General features: G+C 26.0%; 21 protein-coding genes. 9 read left to right on the top strand and 12 right to left on the bottom strand.

Features of this window, described 5'->3' with window-relative positions:
• Nucleotides 1-2 precede the first annotated feature (2 nt).
• The 4 genes from ACRYA_RS07985 to ACRYA_RS07970 form a co-directional block, all read right to left on the bottom strand.
• Nucleotides 3-1,430 (bottom strand): catalase, encoded by a 1,428-nt coding sequence (locus ACRYA_RS07985; RefSeq protein WP_105916553.1) that lies wholly within the window; start codon nt 1,428-1,430, stop codon nt 3-5.
• 84 nt (nt 1,431-1,514) lie between these two features.
• Nucleotides 1,515-4,166 (bottom strand): MlaD family protein, encoded by a 2,652-nt coding sequence (locus ACRYA_RS07980; RefSeq protein WP_228199742.1) that lies wholly within the window; start codon nt 4,164-4,166, stop codon nt 1,515-1,517.
• Nucleotides 4,150-4,740, bottom strand: coding sequence for a paraquat-inducible protein A (locus ACRYA_RS07975; protein ID WP_105916552.1), 591 nt, complete (start codon nt 4,738-4,740; stop codon nt 4,150-4,152). The genes ACRYA_RS07980 and ACRYA_RS07975 overlap by 17 nt, the downstream gene beginning before the upstream one ends.
• Nucleotides 4,741-5,334, bottom strand: a complete 594-nt coding sequence (locus ACRYA_RS07970; RefSeq protein WP_105916551.1) for a paraquat-inducible protein A — start codon at nt 5,332-5,334, stop codon at nt 4,741-4,743.
• Between the two features lie 121 nt (nt 5,335-5,455).
• Here ACRYA_RS07970 and ACRYA_RS07965 point away from each other — a divergent pair, with 121 nt between their 5' ends.
• The 3 genes from ACRYA_RS07965 (at nt 5,456) to ACRYA_RS07955 (ending at nt 7,555) form a co-directional block, all read left to right on the top strand.
• The gene (locus tag ACRYA_RS07965) at nt 5,456-5,890 is read left to right on the top strand and encodes a globin domain-containing protein (protein ID WP_105916597.1); all 435 of its coding nucleotides are present in this window, start codon (nt 5,456-5,458) and stop codon (nt 5,888-5,890) included.
• Between the two features lie 13 nt (nt 5,891-5,903).
• Nucleotides 5,904-6,791, top strand: coding sequence for a DMT family transporter (locus ACRYA_RS07960; RefSeq protein WP_105916550.1), 888 nt, complete (start codon nt 5,904-5,906; stop codon nt 6,789-6,791).
• Between the two features lie 110 nt (nt 6,792-6,901).
• Nucleotides 6,902-7,555 carry a class I SAM-dependent methyltransferase gene (locus tag ACRYA_RS07955; protein ID WP_105916549.1) on the top strand — a complete coding sequence of 218 codons (654 nt, stop codon included), beginning with the start codon at nt 6,902-6,904 and terminating at the stop codon, nt 7,553-7,555.
• 36 nt (nt 7,556-7,591) lie between these two features.
• Here the strand turns inward: ACRYA_RS07955 and ACRYA_RS07950 are convergent, their stop codons facing one another.
• Genes ACRYA_RS07950 through ACRYA_RS07935 form a run of 4 tightly spaced genes read right to left on the bottom strand, consistent with a single transcriptional unit; the run spans nt 7,592 to nt 9,676 of the window.
• Complete coding sequence (locus ACRYA_RS07950; protein WP_105912449.1) at nt 7,592-7,789, bottom strand: hypothetical protein; 198 nt, start codon at nt 7,787-7,789, stop codon at nt 7,592-7,594.
• Nucleotides 7,790-7,805: 16 nt separating this feature from the next.
• On the bottom strand, nt 7,806-8,276 hold the full coding sequence (gene ybaK, locus ACRYA_RS07945) for a Cys-tRNA(Pro) deacylase (RefSeq protein WP_105916548.1): 471 nt from the start codon (nt 8,274-8,276) through the stop codon (nt 7,806-7,808).
• Nucleotides 8,273-9,346, bottom strand: a complete 1,074-nt coding sequence (locus tag ACRYA_RS07940) for a DNA alkylation repair protein (RefSeq protein ID WP_105916547.1) — start codon at nt 9,344-9,346, stop codon at nt 8,273-8,275. Before ACRYA_RS07940 ends, ybaK begins: the two co-directional genes overlap by 4 nt.
• A 9-nt stretch (nt 9,347-9,355) precedes the next feature.
• Nucleotides 9,356-9,676, bottom strand: a complete 321-nt coding sequence (locus ACRYA_RS07935; RefSeq protein ID WP_105916546.1) for an antibiotic biosynthesis monooxygenase family protein — start codon at nt 9,674-9,676, stop codon at nt 9,356-9,358.
• Between the two features lie 77 nt (nt 9,677-9,753).
• Here ACRYA_RS07935 and ACRYA_RS07930 point away from each other — a divergent pair, with 77 nt between their 5' ends.
• Entirely contained in the window at nt 9,754-10,815 is a 1,062-nt protein-coding gene (locus tag ACRYA_RS07930) for an agmatinase family protein (RefSeq protein WP_105916545.1), read from the top strand.
• Nucleotides 10,816-10,907: 92 nt separating this feature from the next.
• On the opposite strand, the gene ciaB is transcribed toward ACRYA_RS07930, so the two are convergent.
• Nucleotides 10,908-12,791 carry an invasion protein CiaB gene (ciaB, locus tag ACRYA_RS07925; protein ID WP_105916544.1) on the bottom strand — a complete coding sequence of 628 codons (1,884 nt, stop codon included), beginning with the start codon at nt 12,789-12,791 and terminating at the stop codon, nt 10,908-10,910.
• Between the two features lie 186 nt (nt 12,792-12,977).
• On the opposite strand from ciaB, the gene htpG reads away from it, so the two are divergent.
• Together htpG and ACRYA_RS07915 are read left to right on the top strand one after the other, a co-directional pair.
• Nucleotides 12,978-14,885, top strand: coding sequence for a molecular chaperone HtpG (gene htpG / locus ACRYA_RS07920; protein ID WP_105916596.1), 1,908 nt, complete (start codon nt 12,978-12,980; stop codon nt 14,883-14,885).
• A 111-nt stretch (nt 14,886-14,996) separates the two neighbouring features.
• On the top strand, nt 14,997-15,578 hold the full coding sequence (locus tag ACRYA_RS07915; protein ID WP_105916543.1) for a hypothetical protein: 582 nt from the start codon (nt 14,997-14,999) through the stop codon (nt 15,576-15,578).
• A 34-nt stretch (nt 15,579-15,612) separates the two neighbouring features.
• Here ACRYA_RS07915 and ACRYA_RS07910 read toward each other — a convergent pair whose 3' ends face one another.
• A complete protein-coding gene (locus tag ACRYA_RS07910; protein ID WP_105916542.1) occupies nt 15,613-16,398 on the bottom strand; it encodes a DUF4197 domain-containing protein in 786 nt (261 codons plus the stop codon).
• A 114-nt stretch (nt 16,399-16,512) separates the two neighbouring features.
• On the opposite strand from ACRYA_RS07910, the gene ACRYA_RS07905 reads away from it, so the two are divergent.
• The 3 genes from ACRYA_RS07905 to ACRYA_RS07895 are packed head-to-tail and all read left to right on the top strand — an operon-like array spanning nt 16,513 to nt 20,618.
• On the top strand, nt 16,513-17,073 hold the full coding sequence (locus tag ACRYA_RS07905) for a DedA family protein (RefSeq protein WP_105916541.1): 561 nt from the start codon (nt 16,513-16,515) through the stop codon (nt 17,071-17,073).
• On the top strand, nt 17,063-18,430 hold the full coding sequence (gene dbpA, locus ACRYA_RS07900; RefSeq protein ID WP_105916540.1) for an ATP-dependent RNA helicase DbpA: 1,368 nt from the start codon (nt 17,063-17,065) through the stop codon (nt 18,428-18,430). Before ACRYA_RS07905 ends, dbpA begins: the two co-directional genes overlap by 11 nt.
• 52 nt (nt 18,431-18,482) lie before the next feature.
• Entirely contained in the window at nt 18,483-20,618 is a 2,136-nt protein-coding gene (locus tag ACRYA_RS07895; RefSeq protein ID WP_105916539.1) for a diguanylate cyclase domain-containing protein, read from the top strand.
• A 79-nt stretch (nt 20,619-20,697) separates the two neighbouring features.
• Here the strand turns inward: ACRYA_RS07895 and ACRYA_RS07890 are convergent, their stop codons facing one another.
• Together ACRYA_RS07890 and pdxH are read right to left on the bottom strand one after the other, a co-directional pair.
• Nucleotides 20,698-21,600, bottom strand: a complete 903-nt coding sequence (locus tag ACRYA_RS07890; RefSeq protein WP_105916538.1) for a cation diffusion facilitator family transporter — start codon at nt 21,598-21,600, stop codon at nt 20,698-20,700.
• A gap of 2 nt (nt 21,601-21,602) precedes the next feature.
• A complete protein-coding gene (gene pdxH, locus ACRYA_RS07885) occupies nt 21,603-22,241 on the bottom strand; it encodes a pyridoxamine 5'-phosphate oxidase (RefSeq protein ID WP_105916537.1) in 639 nt (212 codons plus the stop codon).
• Nucleotides 22,242-22,371 lie beyond the last annotated feature (130 nt).

Below are 22,371 nucleotides of genomic sequence, written 5' to 3'. Positions count from 1 at the left end.
CCTTATATTCCTAAAGCTTTTTTAACACCACTAGCATAATCTGGGTGTACTTTTTCAAAAAGTGCAATTTGTCTATCTATAATATTTCTAGGAACTGTCGCCATTGCATCTTTTATATTTGAAAAGAGTTGCTCTTTTTGGTTTTGGCTCATTAAATTAAACAAAGCTCTTACTTGTGAAAAATCATCATTCCCAACTCTATGATCATATCTAGAAGCTGATCCTTGTAGATCTAAATCTGGCTCTAAATAATTTTTATCTTCAATAGGTCCATCAAAACTATTTGGTTCATAAAATGCTTTTGTAGGCTCTTTTACTTTATAGTTCATACTTCCATCAAGATTGTATGTATTTACCTCTACAATTGGTCTATTTACAGGCAAATCTTCATAGTGAGTTCCAACTCTATATCTTTGAGCATCTGGATATGAGAATATTCTTGCTTGCAACATTTTATCAGGAGAATAAGAGATTCCAGGAACTATATTTGATGGACTAAATGAAGCTTGTTCAACTTGTGCAAAATAGTTTTTATGGTTTTCATTTAAAGTCATTGTTCCAACTTTTATCATTGGATAATCACCATGAGGCCAAACTTTAGTTAAATCAAATGGATTAAATGAACATTTTTTTGCTTGTTCATCACTCATAATTTGAATCTCAAAACTCCATTTTGGGAAATTTCCTTTTTCGATATTTTCAAATAAATCTCTTTGATTTGATTCTCTATCATTTCCAACTATAGTAGCTGCTTCTTTATTTGTAATAGTCTCTATTCCTTGAAGAGTTTTAAAGTGGAACTTAACCCAAAATCTCTCATTTTTAGAGTTAATTAAACTATACGTATGAGAACCATATCCATTTACATTTCTAAATGATTTTGGTAATCCTCTATCTGACATTAAAATTGTAACTTGATGAATACTCTCTGGACTTAAACTCCAAAAATCCCACATTGCAGTGTTACTTCTTAAGTTTGTTTGAGGATCTCTTTTTTGAGTATGTATAAAATCAGGAAATTTATAAGCATCTCTTACAAAAAATACTGGTGTATTATTTCCAACTAAATCCCAATTTCCCTCTTTTGTATAAAATTTAAGAGCAAAACCTCTTACATCTCTTTCAGCATCAGCAGCACCTCTTTCACCTGCAACTGTTGAAAACCTTAAAAGTAATTTTGTTTTTTCACCTTTTTGTAAAACTTTTGCTTTTGTATATTTTGAAATATCTTCAGTAATTTCTAACTCTCCAAAAGCTCCACTTCCTTTTGCATGAACTACTCTTTCAGGAATTCTCTCTCTATTTTGGTGTGCTAATTTTTGAATTAATTGATAATCTTGTAATAATACTGGTCCTCTCTCACCTGCTGTTAGCGAGTTTTGATTATCAGCAATTGGATTTCCACCTGTCGTTGTCATAGTTTTTTTCATGTATAGCCTCCTTAAATTAAAGGAAAAAGATTTTCCTTTGGTTAAGTATTCTATTTTTTTATAACTTAAATCATCTTTAAAATTTTATTTAATACTAGGACTTATAGTTTTCCAATCCTCTCTTAATGTTTTATGTAAAGTAAAAATATCATTTGAATTTGCAACTTCATTGTATTCATAAGGAGTGACAACTACTAAACCACCTTTTATAATACTTGTAAATGTATTAGACTCAACTTTTGAACCTGTAAAAAGAGAAAATTCCATTTCGAAACCACTAATGTCATAAAATTGCGAATTCTTTCTTACAAACTTTATATATTTATCATAGATTAAACAATCAATTACAACTCTTGAAGCATCATTACTTAAATCAACTTTTAAAACTTTTCCTATTTGTACATTTTTATAATAAACAGGAGAATCAACATTTACGCTAGATGCTGTTTTATCTTCTACTTTTATTATCGTGCCAAAATGAGAATTAACAGATGGTTCCTTATCAAAACCATTAAAGCCAGTTTGTGGTAAACCATTTTTAAGATTATTACTTTTTATTACGCCAATATTTACAGCCATAATAGTTGAACCTGCATTTGCAATCTCTTGAAAAGAGATTCTAGGTTTTTTTAGATAAAAAATTGTTCCCTCTTTTGCAAACTCTTTAAAATCTTTTTCAATTATTGCTTGTACTTCAACTTTTTGATTTTTATTAAGAGATATTTTTTTAACTTTTCCAATATTTGCACCTTTATAAATAATTTTTGAGAAATTTTCTTGAAGCCCTTCAACATCATCAAAAATAATAGTTACCATATTAGTTGCTAGTTGCATCTCATCAAAACTTGAATATAAAACTCTATTTCCAAGTGGAGTGTTTGAACTATTATCAAGTTCTATTGAACCATCTATAAGTGATGAAAAGTTATCTAATTCAAAAATAATCCCACTTAAACTAGCATTTAATTCAAGCTTTGGTTTTTTATAAAATCTACTTTTATTTGTTATGAATTTTTTAAAATCTTCATAAATAAAAAGTTCAACTTTTGAATTTTTATCATTAAAATTAATATTTTTTACAAAACCTATCTCTTGATTTTTATATACTATTGCCATATCTTCTTTTAAAACAAAACTATTATCAAACTGGGAATAAACTATAAAACCATTAGTTTTATCTCTTTTTTCTCTTTGAATATCTTTATAACTGCCAAATAGTTCAAACTCTTTTTTAGTAAGTTTTGTATTTACTTCATTTGCTACAAGAGCTATTCCACCATTTAAAGTCTTTTCTACTCCACTATAATTTATATTCATATCAAAATTTTTTATCTCTAAAATTTTTGAACTCATATCATAAAATTTGCTACTATTATTTATCAAATCTTTATATTTATCATCTATTAATATTGAGATTTTTACATTCTTGTAATCATTACTTAATTTGTAAGATTCAACTCTTCCTATTTCTATATTTTTATAATATATTTTTGTTCTTTCATTTATAGAGTTTAAATTATCTGAAATTAAATCAACTTTGATAGCATTTAAACTTTTTTTTAAATCTTTTTTGGAAACACCTAAAAATTTATCAGAAAATTCTCCTTCTTTATAATCCAAAGATAGATAATTTCCCTTTATTATATTTCCTAAATTTTTTATACCATCAAATGATATAGTCGGTTCTTCAATAATAAAACGACTATTTTTTGTAAGAAGATATTTGTATTCTTCGTAAACATAAGCCTTTGTAGCTAATATATCATCTTGTATTTTTACATTTGATACTTTTCCTATTTGAATACCTTTGTATAATATTGAAGTATTTTCATCAATTTTTCCTTCATTAAAATCAATATAGAAATTAACCTTTTTTCTTAAATCATCTTTTGAAGAAAAAAGAGTATAAATCTCATTTTTGTCAATTTTTGAATCATCTTTTATACTTGTTACAACTGTAATTCCACCAACTAAGGCTGAATATAGTGAGCTAACTTCAATATTTAAACCACTAGCACCATAATTTACTTTTAAAGCCTCATTCATTATAAATTTTGAACTTTTATTTACTAAGTAGTTATATTTATCATAAATATATGCACTTGCATAAAGTTGTTCATCTTTAAACTCTTTTGATACAATTTCACCTATTTGGTATTTGTTATAAAAAATAGGAGTTCCTACGTCTACATTATCTTTATCATTCATTAATAAAGATATATAATAACCATTCTCTTCAAATTCATCATCAGGAGCAGAATCAAGACCAGTAAAATACCATTGTGGTTTTGCATTTTCTATTTTAAAATTTGGAGATAACTCTATTTTGTATCCACTTATTAATGTGCTAAGTCCTGAAATTTTTGTCAAAGATACAGTTGGTTTTTTTATCCAAAATTTTGAACCTTCATTTGCTACATATTTTGTGACATCACTATTTACTAAAATATTAACAGCAACATTTTTTAAATCATCATGAATAGATATTTTTGTAACTTTCCCTAATGCCAAACCTTTATACTCCAAAGTTGTAATATTCTCTTTTAAACCCTCAGCACTTTTGAAATATACAACAATATTTGTTCCTTTTTTAGAGTATGTATCATAAGCAATAAATGCAAGAATTCCCAAAATTATAATTGGAAGTATCCAAACAGGAGATATTTTATTACTTTTTTGTTCTTTTGCTAAATACACAACTGGCTCATTTATATTTTCACTAATCTCTTTTTTCATCCCAAATTATCCTTGTATCAAATCTATGTGCTGCAAATATTGTAATTATTACCATTAAAGAAAAAGATGTTGCAGCAACTCCACCTTTTATATTAAATAGCTCATCTAGTTGTACTATTGAAGCCATTAAAGCGACTACATAAATATCTATCATTGACCATTTTCCAATTGCTTCAATGTATTTATATATCAAAATCTTTGTTTTATTTGTCATCTTTACATTTATTTTTAAAGATAAAAATATAAAAAATAGGGCAAATAGTTTTACTATAGGAATAGCAACACTTGCTATAAATATTACAAATGCTATGAAGTAACTTCCACTTTCTAAAAAGCTAATAATCCCTTCAATAATTGTACTTTCTAAATTTACACCAAATTGTGTTACTACCATCATTGGATAAACCATTGCTGGAATATACAAAAGCATTGCACAAATTGTCAAAGCTAGTGATATTTGTAAAGAGTTTTCAACTCTTTTTTTTACTATATGGTTACATCTATTACATAAAAAAGAGTCATAATTCTCTTTTTTATATACTTTTTTACAGTTTTTGCAAGATACTAAAACCATTTAATTATCCAAAATAACAGTTGCATCAAATCTTAAATGAGACATAATAAAACAAAAAATATAGCTAAGTAAAATATAAAAACCTATATCAAACTTTGTATTACTAACCATTCCAATAAGTTTTATATATGTAACAATTAGGCTTACAATAAAAACTTCCATAAAACCCCAATTTTTAAAAAAATAGTAAGAATCATATAGAAGTGATTTTTTAAAAATCTCTTTTTTAAACTTTACTTGAAAAAATACTAAAATTATTATAATTGAGTTTAAAACAGGAGCTAAAATAATTGTAAATAGAACTAAGAAAGATACTATATAAAAATCTTGTTCAAACAAGACATATACAGTTTTTAAAATATTTGCATCTAAGCTTTGGGCATTTAAGTTTAAACTTAAAATAGGATATAAACATAAAATTAAAAATAACATCAAGCTAGATATTGCAAAAAATAGCGAATCAATCGAGTGATTGTTTTCATCTTTTAATCTACTATCACATCTAGGACATCGTTGAGTAAATTTTGATGAATCATTCTTTTGTACAAATAATCCACAGCTATAACACTCAACTATATTTGTTAAATCTTGCATAAAAACCTTTAAAATATAATTTTGTATTTTATCACACTAAATATTTAATAAAGAGTTTAATATGCTATTTATTGTAATATTGCAAACTTTTGAAAACAATTTAATTAAAAAAGGTTATAAAATGGAATTTAAAATATCAGAAGCAATTTTTGGAACAAGACCAGCTGTTGAAAAACCATCATTAAAATTTTTAGAAACTATTAAAGAGGATGGTCTTAGAGAAGTAGTATCAAAACATTATGATTTACTAAGAAAAAGTTCAATAAAAGATCTATTTCCACAAGATGATGAGGAATTTGAACAAGCAAAAGTAAATTCAGCAGATTTTTTTATACAAATTTGTGGAGGTCCTGACTATTTTAATCAACATAGAGGAAATCCTATGATGGTAAAAAGACATGAACCTTTTAAGATAACTCCAAAGGCTAGAAGAGTTTGGCTTGAGTGTTATATTGAAATTTTAAAAGATTTAGATATTGATGAAGATTTAAAACAATCTTTTTGGAACTATTTAGATATCTTCTCTATGTGGATGATAAACTCACCTGAAAATTAATTAAAGGATATTTTTGAGTTTACAAACAAAAGGAGTTATATTAGCTATTATCTCTGCTATTTGCTATGGAATGAACCCATTAGGGGTACTTTTTTTATATGAAGATGGATTAAATGTAAACTCTGTAATTTTTTATAGATTTACTTTTGCCTCTATTTTATTAGCTATTTTTATGCTTATAAAAAAAGATTCTTTTTATTTAAGATTTAAAGAAATTATATTTTTAGCTTTTTTGGGCTTGTTATTTGGAATCTCTGCAATTAGCTTATTTAACTCATTCTTATATATGGATGCAGGACTTGCATCAACTGTTTTATTTGTTTATCCTATATTTGTAGCAATTATAATGGCAATATTTTTTAAAGAGAAAAATTCAATAATAACTATTTTATCTATAATTTTTGCATTTTTAGGAGTTGTTTTACTATATGAAAGTGATGGAGCAAATGTTAGTAATTTTGGGATATTTTTAGTAATAGTTTCATCATTGTGCTATGCTGTTTATATAGTTATTATAAACCAATATCTAAAATTATCTGCACTAAAAGTTACATTTTACTCTATGCTATTTTGTACAATAACTATTTTAATACACTCATTTTTTGATAGTAGTTTAAATATAATGCCTTTGATAAACTTCAATATGTGGTTTTATACAATATTTTTAGCTCTTGTTCCCACAATTATCTCTTTGCTATTTCTAATAAAAGCAATTCAAATAGTAGGATCAACAAGTGCATCTATTTTAGGAGCACTAGAACCTTTAACTGCAGTACTAATTGGAGTCTATGTTTTTAATGAAAAAATAACTTTTTGGTTATTTATAGGAATTGTTTTTATTTTGTTTGGAGTTCTTCTAATAGTTTTAAAAGATTATATTGATAAATTGTTTAAAATTTAAATTTGCTTTTATTCTACTATTGCGATAGTATGAATTGATAATACAAATAAAAGAGGAATTAATATGATAAAAAAGTTTTTTAAAAAGCTATTAGTAATTAGCTCACTATTATGAAACCTCTGAGGTATAAATATCAAACAATTGAGATTGGTGACAATGATATACATTTAAGAACTCTAAAAGACAAACAACAATTTTCTGATCAAGATAACAAAGCAGAAAATATAGGTATATCAAGTGCAACTTGGTCTTTATTTGGAGTTGTTTGGCCATCTAGTGAAGTTTTAGCAAATTTTATATTTGATTATGATTTTAAAAATAAAAGAATTTTAGAAGTTGGATGTGGAATAGGTCTATCCAGTCTTATTTTAAATAGATTAAATGCTGATATTACAGCAACTGATTATCATCCTGAAGCCGAAAAGTTTTTGGATATTAACACAGAATTAAATAAAGATGATGAAATACCATTTGTGAGAACTTGCTGGAGCAATGAATATCAAGAGGATCTTGGTAAATTTGATTTAATTATTGGAAGTGACTTATTATATGAAAGAGACCATGCAGTTCTTCTTTCAAATTTTATAAATGCTCATTCAAACGATAAAGCAAAGGTTATTTTAGTAAATCCAAATAGAGGTTATCAAGCAAAATTTACAAAACAGATGGAAACTTTTGGTTTTGTATGTAGTTTTATTGAACCTCAAAATACAGATTTCTTGCAAGAGCCTTATAAAGGTAAAATATTTAAATATTCAAGATAGTAATAAATATAAAACTCTGATAAAAGCTAAAAGCTTTTATCTAGCTGGAATTGAAGTTTTCTCTTGAATTTCAATCGCACTGTTTTTTGCTGGTTGTTCTAAATATGCGAAAATTGCACCTAAAACAAGAAGTAAAAGAACAATTAATCTTACAGTATTTCTCTTCTGCTTAGATTCATTTCCATTATAATCATCAATTTTTTCTAAACTTGGTTCACCTTTATTTTTACTCATAAATAGCTCCTTTTGGTTATTGTGAAACTATTCTACCAATTTTTGCTTTTAATATATCTTTTAAATCTTTTGGAAAAACTTCAATATCTAATCCTCTTTTTCCACCGCTTATAAAGATAGTTTTAAAATCGTTTACACTCTCATGCAAAACCGTTCTTAAAAGTTTTTTTTGTCCAAGAGGTGAAATACCACCAAGTAAATATCCAGTTACTTTTTGTGCTTCGTCTTTCTGTGCCATTTGTGCTTTTTTTGCTAGAAAAATATCAGCAACTTCTTTTAAGCTAAGTTGATTTGAAACAGGAATTACACAAACAACCAACTCTTTTGGAGTTAATTCAACAAGCAATGTTTTATAAACTTCCTTTGCATCCAAACCCAATTTTAAAACTGCCTCATCTCCAAAATTTGTACAAGCTGGATCATGTTCATATTTATGAATTTTAAAATCGCATTTATGTTTTTTTAAAAGATTTATTGCAGGTGTCATATTAAATAAAACTCTTTTTTTATAAACTCTTCTCCATTTATGACTAAAGATATAAAATGTTTTCCTTTATAATTTTTTCTTGTTGTCATATCTTTGATTATCTGTTTTTTTACAAATATTTTAGAGTTTGATTTTATCTCATTTTGACTTATCATAAAAACTTTTTTAAAATAATTTTGATTTGATTTTAGATAATAAATTGCATATTCAACTCTAATCTTACCAATATTTTTTTCTGAATTTAACTCAAAAGAGAAATTTAAATAATCTTCTAAATTTACATTTTTATTAAAGTTAAAATCTAAAATAGCAATATGATTTGCTTTTTTTAAACCAAACAATTCTAAAGTTTCTTCATTTCCAGCTTTAAGTAAAGTTCTACTTCCATGTTTACAAATCCAATCAAGCTCTTTAGAAATTTTTAAATTGTTTTTTAGAAAATTTATAACTAAATTTGGATTATCTTTGGATATATCATTTAGACTATTTGCTACACTTTTTTGAACATATTTTGAAGAGTCATTTTTTAAAAGCTCGATTATTTTAAAAACTTTTTCTGGATTTTCTTTATATTTTGGCAAAGCAATTGCCCAAGGAAGTCTTGGTCTGCTTCCTTCACTTGCAAGTCGCCTTATATGTTCATTTTGAGATTTTGCCCAAAGTTTCATCCTTTTTATAGTTTCATCTTCATACTTTAAAATAAATTGTCGTATTGCAAACTCACTACTTGAATCTATTGTAAAAACTTCCAAAGCTTCCATAGAAACTTCAAAATCATCAAGCCCATAAACTTCAACAAAATCTTGAAAAATCATTGCTTTCAAACCTTTGAAATCTTGTTTTACTCTTTTTAAAATATCAATTTGCTCTTTATACGAAAATGGCAAAAACTGATACAAAGTTTTTGCGATATGTCGCATTCTTTGTTTTAGCTCAAAATTTTCCCAACTATTTGTAAAAATAGCTTTTTTAAATTCATCTTTTTTAAAATCTTTGTAGTTTGTTTGTAAATTATTTGATAGTTTTTCTATAAACACTTTTGAGTATAAGTTTTTTAATAAAGTAGCCATTAATTATACTTATTTATCAAAATCACTAGTTTCTAAAGTGTAAGATTTTTGAACTAAAGCAATATTTATTTTATAATCTTTAAAAATAGACTCTCTTCCTTTTTTCTGAGCAGACATATGGTCGATATTTTTTTTCCAAGCTAAAATATCCTCTTCATTTTCCCAATATGATAAAGATAGAAGTTTTTTTTCATCTACTAAAGATTGAAATCTTTCAACACTTATAAAACCTTTTTGATTTACTAACTGCTCTTTTAATATGGAAGCAATTTTTAAATATTCATCTTTTCTTTCTTGATTAATTTCAACTTCAAAAATAACTGCATACATAATATATACCCTTTGTTCAATATTAATTCATTTTATCATATAATCATAATATGAAATATTAATTATTAGGAAAAATTATGAAATACAGAAGCTTAAAAGAAGATATAAAAGTTTTAGAACTTGGTCTTCCACCAAAAGAAGATGATGGATTTATTGGTGGAAATTTAGACCCAAAAGAGGCTAGCTTGATTTTAATCCCAGTTCCTTGGGAAGCTACTGTTTCATTTGGAGAAGGAACTTCAAAAGCACCTGATAATATAAGATTGGCAAGTCATCAACTAGATGTTGAAAACTATCACTATATAAAACCATATAAAGCTGGAATTGCTATGCTTGAAGTAGATAAATATTTACTAAAACTTAGTAATAAAACTAGAAAAAAAGCTTTAAAAGTAATGGAAGCAATAGAGTGTGGTGAAAGTTGCAAAAAAGATTTAAAATATGTAAACGAGGTTTCAAAAGCAATAAATTCACATGTGTATGAAGCAGCTTTAAAAAGAATAAAAAAAGATAAATTAGTGGCAGTTGTTGGCGGTGATCACTCTTGTCCACTAGGACTTATAAAAGCTTTAGATGATACTTCTAAAGATAGTTTTGGAATACTTCATGTAGATGCTCATCACGATTTAAGAGAGGCTTATGAAGGATTTACTTATTCTCATGCATCTATTTTTTATAATGTTTTAAATGAGTGTAAAAATGTATCAAAACTTATTCAAATTGGGATTAGAGATTATAGTAAAGAAGAAGCACAAAGAATGATTAAGCTAGCAGATAAAGGAGCTTGTCTTTACGATACAGCTATGCAAAGTCAAATTGCAAGTGGAAAATCTATTGAAGAAGTTTTTACTCCATATATAGAACAGCTTCCAAAAAATGTCTATATCTCTATTGACATAGATGGTCTTGAACCACTAAATTGTCCAAATACAGGAACTCCCGTTCCTGGAGGATTAAGATATGGAGAGTTAGAACATTTAATTTTTATGTTAGTAAAAAGTGGAAGAAAGATTATAGGTTTTGATTTAGTTGAAGTTGGAGATAGTAAAAATGGCTGGGACGCAAATGTTGGAGCTAGAGTTTTATATAATCTTTGTGGAGCTTTATTAGCAAGTCAAGGCAAGATAGAGTTTAGATAATACTTTATTTAATATATTTTTTAAAAACATAGAATAAATTTAAACTATCATCATGCCATCTAGTAATTATGATGGCTATGATAGAAAAATAGTTATTTTATATAATTCTCTTTTTTATCAACATCATCTAACTCTTGACCAATCTCTTGATATCTTTTGAAATAATACTTTACAAAAGATTTTATATTTTCATCATTTGGCATAAAATATTTATCTTTTTTAGTAGCATAAATATTCAAGAACTTTGTAGCATCTAGTTTTTCTAAATAGTGTTTTGCCAAAGTTGTATAATTTTTTATATACCAAACATTTAGTTTTTCAAATTTTTCATCTTCTAAATCAATTTTTAGCTCTTTTTTTTCTTCATTCCAATCTAAAATGCCACTTTCAAAAAGAGCACAAAGATGAATTAACCCTTCACAATAGTATGGTTGAACTTCATCAACTTCCATCCAAGATATAAGTCCAACACTTCTTTTTACTAAATCTATTAAAATAGCTTCTTTTAGATGTTTTTCATCATTTTCTTCATCAAGTAAATATGATATTAATCCACCTGTTGTAGCTTTAAACTCCTCTATATTTTTAAAATTTCCTGTTTTATTCATAAAACTCTCTGTCTCTTCATCGCACCATAAAATATGTCCATATTCATGTCCAATAGTTGTAATATCATAAACACTATGCCACGAAGCTGTTTGTTTAAAAAGAAAGTTTCTATCTTTTGTTAATAACTCTTGTCCAAAAATTTCACGGCTAAGTTTTAAAAATGGTTTAGCTCTACTTGTTTGTAAAATCTCATCAGAAAATGCAAAGATTTTTTTACCCTCTTCAAGACTTACAATTTCATCATTTGGTACAACTTGAGCTGAAAATAGACCATTTAACTCCGCACCAAAAAACAAAGCGGGACGACCTACATAAAGTTGTACTTTATCAAGTGATTTGAAGCTAAAATCATATATTTTTTTGTAACTATTCTTTTGGTCAAAACTGCTAAAAATTTTTGTAAATGCTGATTTTATTTTATTTACTCTATGGTCATTTTGAACAAATTTTGGATTTGTTAATCTTATGTCCCATTCCAGTGCAACAGCTTTTCTAAAGTGGTCTTCATAGTATTCAAGTGGATGACCTATTTGAATAGGAGTTTTAATCTTCATCCAATCTCTATCTACATTTGCCCATTTGTTTACAAGTTCATCTGTTTTATCTTCACTAAATGCCACAATTAAACTTTGAATATATCTTACATAATCCCATTTTTGATTATAAATCTCATCTTCAAGCTCGATTAATTTATCTACAAACTCTTCAAGAGCATCTACAACTTGTGTAACCTCTTTTTTGAAAGCCTTTATGTAGGCTTTTGAAGTATAACTATCACCTTCTTTTATTAAAGCGGAATAACATCTATCAGCAACTATACCACCATGTCCTAAGTCTAGAATTTTTTCATCTTCAAGATATTTCATGATTTTTTCTTCATTGCCATCAAATTTAGCAATTAATTCTTTGTTTATTTCATTTATTATATGTTCCGTCCAAGAGCTTTGCCAAGATGACATAGCAAGACCAACATTGTAAACTCCAATAAAAATTTCTCTATAAAAAGGAGTTAGAAGATTATTTTGTATTATAAAATCTATTAGATTTTTATGTTTTTTATGCCAATACTGTTTTACAAATTGGTATGCTTTTTCTTGTAAAGTTACTATCTCTTTTTCACTCTTTTCAAGTTTTTTTAAAACTTGAACCAAACTATCATCTCTTAAATTTACAAGTCGTGTAACAAGTGCAAATCTTAAATCTTCACTCATTTTCAAATTTAAACTATTTGCAAAATCATCAATGATTATTAGTTTATCAAACTCTTTGTTTTCTAAAAATTTTAATAACTCATTTGTTTTTGCTTTTTCTTCATCTAAATAGTTATATATTTTTTGTAAATCATCTATAAAATTTTGTTTTGTCATAAATTATTCCTTATTTTTAAAAGTTTGTATTCTAACATAAAGATAATTTTATTTCATTATTTAGCACTCAATATATATTAGTGCTAAAAAAATAAAAAACTTTAGCCAAGTTTAATAAAGGTTTGATAAAATTCCTTTTTGAAAAGTAAAAAATTTATAATAAATATAAAAAAAGGAGATTTTTTTATGGCAAAACATCAATTTCAAACAGAAGTAGGGCAACTACTTCATTTAATGACACACTCTTTATACTCAAATAAAGAGATTTTTATAAGAGAGCTTGTATCAAATTCAAGCGATGCTATTGATAAGCTAAACTATCTAAGATTAACAGATGAAAAGTTAAAAGAGAGTTTTGCTTCTTGGAAAGGTGAGATTAATATATCTTTTGATGAGAAAGATAAATCTTTAACTATTGTTGATAATGGTATTGGTATGAATGAGCAAGATATGATAAGCTCTATTGGTACTATTGCAAAATCAGGTACAAAATCTTTTGTTGAAGCATTAACTGGTGATGCAAAAAAAGATTCAAATCTTATTGGTCAATTTGGGGTTGGATTTTATTCTGTATTTATGGTTGCAGATCAAGTAGATGTAATTTCAAAAAAAGCTGGTGAAGAGACTGCTTATAAATGGAGTTCAACTGGAACTGGAGAGTTTGATTTAGCTCCTTGCACAAAAGAGAGTGCTGGAACTGTTATTTATATTAAACTAAAAGATGATGAGGTAAGTGAGTTTGCAAGTAAATATAGAATTAAAAATATAGTTGAAAAATATTCAAATCATATTGCTTATCCAATTTTCTTAAACTATGATGAAGAAGTTACGCAAACTTTAAGTGAAGATGATAAAAAAGCAGGAAAAGAAGCACCTAAAAAAACTGAAAGAAAACATGAGCAAATAAATGAGGCAACAGCACTTTGGACTCAACCAAAAGCTAAATTAAAAGAAGAAGATTATAATAGTTTTTATAAATCAATTTCTCAAGATAGTTCAGATCCAATGCTTACAATTCATACAAAAACAGAAGGTGTAAACGAATATACAACACTATTTTATATTCCTCAAATTGCTCCAATGGATATGTATAGAGCAGATTACCAAAGTGGGATTAAGCTATATGTAAAAAGAGTATTTATAACTGATGATGATAGAGAACTTTTACCTACATATTTAAGATTTGTAAGAGGAATTATTGATAGTGAAGATTTACCATTAAATGTAAGCAGAGAGATTTTACAAGAGAATAGAATTTTAGCAAATATAAAACAAAGTAGTGTTAAAAAGATTTTAAGTGAGATTAAAAAATTATCAAAAGATGAAGAGAAATATTCTAAATTTATTGAGCAATATAATCGTGCTTTAAAAGAGGGTGTTTATCAAGATCACACAAATAAAGAGTCAATTTTAGAACTTTTAAGATACAAATCTACTGCTGATGAGAAAAAATTAACTTCTTTGGAAGATTATAAACAAAGAGCAAGTATTGATCAAAAAGCTATATACTATATTGTTGGAGACAATGAAAAAGTTTTAAGAAACTCTCCACTACTTGAAAGCTATAAGAAAAATAATATTGAAGTTTTAATCTTAGATGATAAAGAGATAGATGATATTATAACTCCAACAATTGGTGCATTTAAAGAGTGGCAATTTACAGATATTACAACAGCACAAGCTCCAAAAGTTGAGGTAAATGAAGAAGAGAAACAAAAGATTGAAGAAGAGTTCAAAGATATAGTTTCAAAAATAAAAGAGAAGTTAGCAAATGAAGTAAAAGATGTAAAAATTACTTCTAGACTTGATAGTTTTGCTTCTTGTATTACAAAAGATGCTCAAGATGCACAAATGGCTGCTATGGTTCATATGTTTAGAGCAATGGGACAAGAAGCTCCAGAAATCAAACCTATTTTAGAGATTAATCCAAATCATGAAATAGTAAAAAAACTTCAAGCTTCAACAAATGATGAATTAATAGAAGATGTATCTTGGATTTTACTTGACCTTGCAAAAATTAGCGAAGGTGTAGATGTAAGTGATAAAGTTGCATTTGCAAAAAGACTTACAAAAATAACATCTCTTGCTATGTAAATAGAAAATCCAGAGTTTTTCTGGATTTTTTATAAAAATATTAAAAAAACAATACTTGCACAATACTCTGTTTTTAGCTAAAGTTAGAAAAAATAATCAGGAGCTAAAAATATGTTTCGTACTATATTTGATGTTTTCAAATTTGTTTTTAAGAAAGTTACAAATCTATCAATTCCATATTTTAGTCTTGAAGAAAATGATTTAAAATTTAAAATTTCAACTGATAGTTTTTATAAACATACACTTTATAATATTGATATAAAAGTAAGGCATGACCCCTATGTTTACGAAGCCTACACGCTAAAAGCAAACAATATTTTTTTAGAATATATTCATACTTTAAATGATGTGATGTGGAATTCACAAGCATTTTCATATTTTTTAAATCTTCTAAAAGATGAATTAAAAGTGAATAGTTTTGAGAATTTAGAGAAAAAACAACATACTCATTATGAGTTTAATATTTATAGAGTAAATAATGAGTTTAATCTATATTTAATCTATATCTATGAAATGAATAAAGAGATTTTTATAGTTGATTCAAAAGGTGAGTTATATGAAAATCTTTTAAGAAATTTTGAAAAATCATATAATTGTAATTTTGAAAAAAATCAAAATAATGACTTTGACCTAAATATTAGTTTAGTGAAAAATAATGCTTTAAATAGCTATTTTAAACTAGCTTCAAGTTAAGTTGAGACTAAACTTTTACTAGTTTAAAAATATTTTATTTTCCAAATACTTGTTTTAAAATTGAACTAGTTTGTTCAATAGGATTTGCTCTAATACCAGCTTCTTTTTCACCTATCATAGTAAAAAGACCATCTATGGCTTTTTGTGTAACAAAATCATCTAAACTCTCACTAGAGCTATCTGTATTTACTCCTAAATTTTTTGCTAAACCTGAAACTGCACTATTATTTAAAAGAGGTTTTGCGCTTGATTGATAAAAATTATTTGCCATATCGTAATATTGTCCAACATTGTTATCTTTCATGCTAGATTGAATAATTGGTTTAATCATTTTTTTCAAAGAGTCTGTTGTATTTTTTTTGAAATAATCTGTTGCTCCATTTTCTCCACCATTTAAAATCTTTTGAGAATCACTTAAACTCATTTTTGAAATAGCATCCATAAAAATATCAGCAGTTTTTGGAGCGGCCTGTGAAGCTGCACTATTCATAGATTTAATTAAATCATCAGCCATTTTATCTCCACCAGCTTTTCTTATAAGTGTTTCTGCATTTGCTAGATTATCAGGAAGAGGAATTCTTACATTTTTGTTGTTTAAATAACCATCTTTTTTTCCTAGTTGTGTTGTAGCAAATGTTACACCACTTTTTAAAGCCTCTTTTAAACCACTAGAAATCGTACTATTGTCTAGATTTGATTTACTTTGAGATTGATTAGTAGTTGAAGGTATATTTTTTCCAACTTCTGTAGCAATATTTTTTAAATCAAAAGCAAAAATAGATGTCAATAAGATTGATGATAGCAAAACTGTTTTTTTCATAAAATCTCCTAAATAAATTTTTTTATTATATGAAACTTATACTAAATTTAGATAATAGCTATAATCAAACAAGATTTAGATAAAATAATAACTTTAATAAAGTATAGGAAAGTTATGGAACAGTTTATTCAAGATTGGGGCTATATAGCTCTTTTTTTATATTCATTTGGTGGTGGTTTTTTAGCTCTTGCAATTGCTGGGGCTTTCTCATTTGATGGTACTTTAAATATTTATATTACAATTATTGTTGCTGCAGTTGCAAATATTGTTGGTAGCCAGTTTCTGTTTTTTATGGCAAAAAACAATAAAAATTATGCACAAAATATGATGAATAATCATAAAAGAAAAGTGGCACTTGTACAACTTTTATTTAGAAAATATGGCTTTTTTGTAATAATTATTCAAAAATATATTTATGGAATTAAAACTTTAGTTCCACTTGTTATGGGTTTATCTGATTATAGTTCATTTAAATTTACGATTATTAACTCAATTGCATCTATTTTATGGGCTTGTGTTATAGGATATGCTAGTTATATTGCAGGTTCATTTTTGCTTGAGTATGCAGATAATTTTAAATATATTGGTTTTGTTACAGTTATTATTGTGCTTACAATTTTGATTATTAGTTTTAGACCAAAAAAGAAAAGAAAGAGTGATAAAAATGGTATTTAGAGATTTAAATTTAGAACAAAATTTAATAGAAAATCTTGAAAGTTTGGGTTATAAAACACTAACTGCGATTCAAGAAAATAGTTTAAAATATAGTTTAGAAAAAAAAGATATTATAGCTCGTGCAAAAACAGGAAGTGGAAAAACTCTATCTTTTTGTTTACCAATTATAAATAATCTAGATAAGAAAAAATATAGAGTTCAATCTTTGATTTTAGCTCCAACAAGAGAGTTAGCAACTCAAATTGCAATAACTTTAAGAGAAGTTTTAAGATCTACACAAAATATAAAAGTATTAACATTGTGTGGAGGAGTTCCTTATAGACCACAAGTTGTTTCACTAGAACACGAAGCTCATATTATTGTAGGAACTGCTGGAAGAGTATTAAAACATATAAATGAAGGAAATTTAAAATTAGAAAATGTAAATACTTTTGTTTTAGATGAAGCTGATAAAATGCTAGATATGGGATTTTTTGATGATATTTCAACTGTATGTTCATTTTTGCCAAAACAAAGACAAACTCTTCTTTTTTCTGCAACATTTCCAAATGAGATTAAAAATTTAGCATTAGAGTTTTTAAACAATCCAGTAAATATTGAAATAGAAAATGAAGAGCAAAATATTATAAAACAAGCTTTTTATGAAGTAAATTCAAGAGATTCAAAAGATAATTTAATAGAAAAATTGATAAAAAAATATCAAGCAAACAGTACAATAATTTTTTGTAATCAAAGAGTAACTTGTGAAGAGTTAGCAGATTCACTTTTTGAAAGAAATATCGATGCAATTACGCTTCATAGTGATTTAGACCAAAAAGAAAGAGATGAAACTCTTACTATATTTTCAAATAAAAGTTATCCAATTTTAATAGCAAGTGATGTTGCAAGCAGAGGAATTGATATAAATGATATAGATTTGGTAATTAACTATGATTTAGCTTTGAACTACAAAATACACACTCATCGTATTGGAAGAACAGCAAGAGCTGGAAAAGGTGGAGTTGCTACTACTTTTGTTTTACCAAATGAAGCCAAAAGTGCATTAGAGATAAAAGAGCATTTTCCTGATATTGTATTTGAAGATGAAAAAGATATTGTTTTTGATAATAGTTTTGAGATAGATTCTATTTTTAGATCAATTTTTATAAATGGTGGGAAAAAACAAAAATTGAGAAAAGGTGATATTTTAGGAGCTCTAACAGCTGGAATTGGTTTAAATAAAGAAGATATTGGAACAATTGATTTATTTGATTTTTGCTCATATGTAGCTATAAAAAAAGAAAAACTACCTTTTGTTTTAGAAAAGTTACAAAATACAAAAATAAAGGGTAAATTGTATAGAGCTTATGAAAAATAATAAAAAAATATGATAATATCTAAAAATATAATACATTTAAAAGGAGAGGTTGGTGTTTAAAAATAGTTTATTTTCAAAAATAGTTCTAATTTTTACTATGCCAGTCCTTGGAATTTTGTATTTTAGCTTTATTACAGTAATGGAAAAGGTAGATATTTTAAATGATTTTAAACAAAATGAAATTAGAATTGATTATTTAAAAGAGAGTCAAAATCTTATTTTATCTTTGGAAAAAGAGAAGATTTTATCTCTTGATTTTATTAGAGACTCTCAAAAATTAGATTCTTTACTTGAACAACAAAATAGCACAAATCAAAAAATAGATAAATTTAATAGTTTAATTGATGCTTTACCATGGAAATCTAAATGGAAAGATTATTTATCACACTTAAAATTGTCTTTTTTTAACCTCGAAGAGTTTAGAAGAAAAGTTTTAAAAGATGAAACAGATGAAGATAGTATAAAAAAACATTATAATGCTGTACATAAGTCTTTGGTAGATACTCTTTTTCTATTGAGATTTAAAATGCAAAGCACAAATTTTCAACAAGAACTTTTAAAATTAGAAGATATTATTGTTGGAAAAAATAGTATTGAAAAACTATCAAATAGTTTTAATTTTACACTTTACTCTTTATCAACAGAGTTAAAAGAGTTTGAAGAAAAAGTTAAATTTGAAAAAAATTTAAGTTATCTTTTCTTTTTCTTTTGTATTTTTACTTTAGTTCCACTATTTTTTATTTTAAGAAGAATAATTTTTGAAGAACAAGACTCATTTTTAAAAATACAAAAACATAAAAATATATATGAACTTTTAAATCATACAAATAAGTTTTTATCAAAAACATTAAAAAAAGATGATTTATATTTTGATATTAGTGAACTTTTAGGAGATAGTAAAAATCTCACTTTTAATTTTATTTATGATTTAGAAAATAAACAAATTATTGCTAAAAATAGTGAGTATAAAGATATTGTAATAAAACACGCAGATAAATTTATAGATTTTTCACAAGAAAATATAATATCAAAAACAATAAAAAGAGAGTCTAATATTGTAATAAATGATTTTAAAGCTGAAAATGTATCAGTTTTTTATAGTAAGGCAAATGAGTTTAATATAAACTCAATGGCAACTTTTCCAATAAAAAAGTTTAATAAAGTTGTTGCTGTATTGATTTTATATTCAAATGAATTAGACTTTTTTGATAGTGAAGCTGAGATACTTTTTGATAAGCTTGTTCTTGATATTACAAACTGTTTAGAAAAAATAGATTATGAAGAGAGAAGAATGAAGCAAGATAATGAATTAAAACTTTCATCTTATGCTTTTGATTCATCTTCACCTATGTTAATCACTGATGATAAAAATAAAATAATAAAAGTAAACCAAGCATTTTGTAAAATTATGTCTTACTCGAAAGAAGAATTATTGGGAGAAAATCCAAGAATCTTTAAAACAGCTCATCAAGATAAAGTTTTAATAGATAGATTGTGGAATGATTTAAAAATAAATGGTACTTGGACAGGTGATTTATATAATAGAAAAGCTGATGGAGAAATTATTGCTTTAAGAGCAACAATATCTGTAATAAGAGATGAGAATGACGATATTACAAATTATCTTGCTCATTATATGGATATTAGTGAACAAAAAGATAAAGAGAAAATTTTAGAGTATCAGGCAACTCATGATAATTTAACAGGACTTCCAAATAGACTTCTTTTAACAGATAGAATAGAAAGAGCAATTACAAAAACAGTAAGACACAATATTTTCGGTGGTCTGATTTTTATAGATTTAGATAATTTTAAAGAGGTAAATGATACTTTAGGACATGATATTGGTGATGTTCTTTTAATTACAGTTGCTAAAAAATTAAAAGAGTGTGTAAGAGATGAAGATACAGTTTCTAGAATTGGTGGAGATGAGTTTATAGTTTTACTAGATAATTTAGGAAATAATATAGCAGATGCTAGAAGAAATATAAATTTTTTAGCTGAGAAGATAAAAGAGGCATTAAATAGTATAACTCATCTACAAGGTCATGTGAATGTTTCAACTCCAAGTATTGGAATAACTTTGTTTAGTGATTCAAGTGTTAGTGTTCAAGATATAATAAAACAAGCTGATACAGCAATGTATAGTGCAAAAAAACAAGGAAAAAATACAATAGAGTTTTTTTAAACTTCTATTGTATCTATTAAACAAGTTATTTTTTTTGCTTTAATTTAAAATAAGAATTTAGAAATATTAAAATTTATTTCTAAATTCTTTCATCTTTTAAATAATCATCGTATGGATCTAGATGAATATTTACAATCCAATTTCTATTTTTATCAATAATTTTTATACTCTCTTCTATATTGTCACATATTTTATGTGCTTCCATAAGAGTAATTTGTTGAGTCTTAAAAACTATATGAGCTTCTACAAATGTTCTATTTGCAGCTTCTCTTGTTTTTAATAAATGGAAATTACTCAAATTTGGATTATTTTTTAGAATATCCTCTATTTTCAAAACTAAATCATCATCAACTGAAGCATCAAGTAAAACTAAAATACCTTTTTTAATAAGAGAAAATGCTGAATAGATAATATAAAAAGCTATTAAAACTCCTATAATTACATCAAATATTTCAAGATTTGTAAAATGAACCAAAATTAACGAGCATAAAACTGCAAGATTACTTAAAACATCTGTTTTATAATGCAATGCATCTGCTTTTATTACCATCGAGTTTGTTTTTCTTGCTACATTATTTAGATAAATAACTAAACATATTGTTATTATCAATGAAATTATCATAACATAAATAGAAATATCAAGATATGAAGAACTCTCTTTATATACAGCTTTTTTTATAGCTTCATAAAGTAAATATAAACCAGAAATTGTAATTACAATACCTTCAATAAATAGAGCTAAAGCTTCTATTTTTCCTCTTCCGTAGTTAAACTTTTTATCTGCTGGTTTTTCTGAGTTTAAAATTGCAAAATAATTGAAAATTGATACAAACATATCTAACACGGAATCAACAGCAGAAGCTAAAACAGCAACTGAGCCACTAAGAATTCCTAAAGCAAGTTTTATTAAAATTAAAATTGCTGCAACACTTGAAGATATTATTGTTGCTTTTTTTTGAGGTGAAATTTTATTTTTTGGCATATTTATGGAGCCAATCTTGATATTGTCCATTCACCATTTTCTTGCAGTTCATACAAAAATCTGTCATGAAGTCTATCTTCTCCACCTTGCCAAAATTCAATTCTTGTAGGTTTTAAAATATAACCACCCCAAAAAGATGGAAATGGTATCTCTTTATTTAAGAATTTTCTTTTCATTTCATCAAATTTTTGCTCCAATAAAGCCCTTGAACTAATAGTTTCACTTTGTCTTGAAACCCAAGCTCCAAGTTGGCTACCTTTTGGACGACTTAAAAAATATTTTAGAGAATCAGCTTTTGATATTTTCTCAATATTTGCCTCTATTTTTATCTGTCTTTCCAACGCTAACCATGTGAAAAGTGCAGCAGCTTTTGGATTTTGTTCTATATGTTTTGCTTTTTTACTCTCATAATTTGTGAAAAATACAAAACCTTCATTATCGAAATATTTTAATAAAACTGTTCTAATACTAGGCATCATATCCGAACCAACAGTTGATAGTGAAAAAGCATTTGGTTCTAAGAGATTTTCATTTATAGCATCATTAAACCAACTCTCAAATTGTTTAAAAGGATTTTTATTTAAATCTTTTATATCAAAATTTTTTGTAGTATATTTTCCTCTTATGCTTGTTAAATCCAAAATTAATCCTTTTTATAAATAGTAAATTCAAAATAGTGCAGTATTTTATATCTTATTTATTTAAAACCTCTTTATCTTTGCTTTTTTATTAACAAATATAAAATAATAATTATTTTAAAAATATTATAGT

Source organism: Aliarcobacter cryaerophilus ATCC 43158 (genome assembly GCF_003660105.1).
In the GTDB taxonomy this organism is placed as follows: domain Bacteria; phylum Campylobacterota; class Campylobacteria; order Campylobacterales; family Arcobacteraceae; genus Aliarcobacter; species Aliarcobacter cryaerophilus.
Note: the sequence above shows the minus strand (reverse complement) of the source record. Positions and strands in the feature narration are given on the sequence as shown.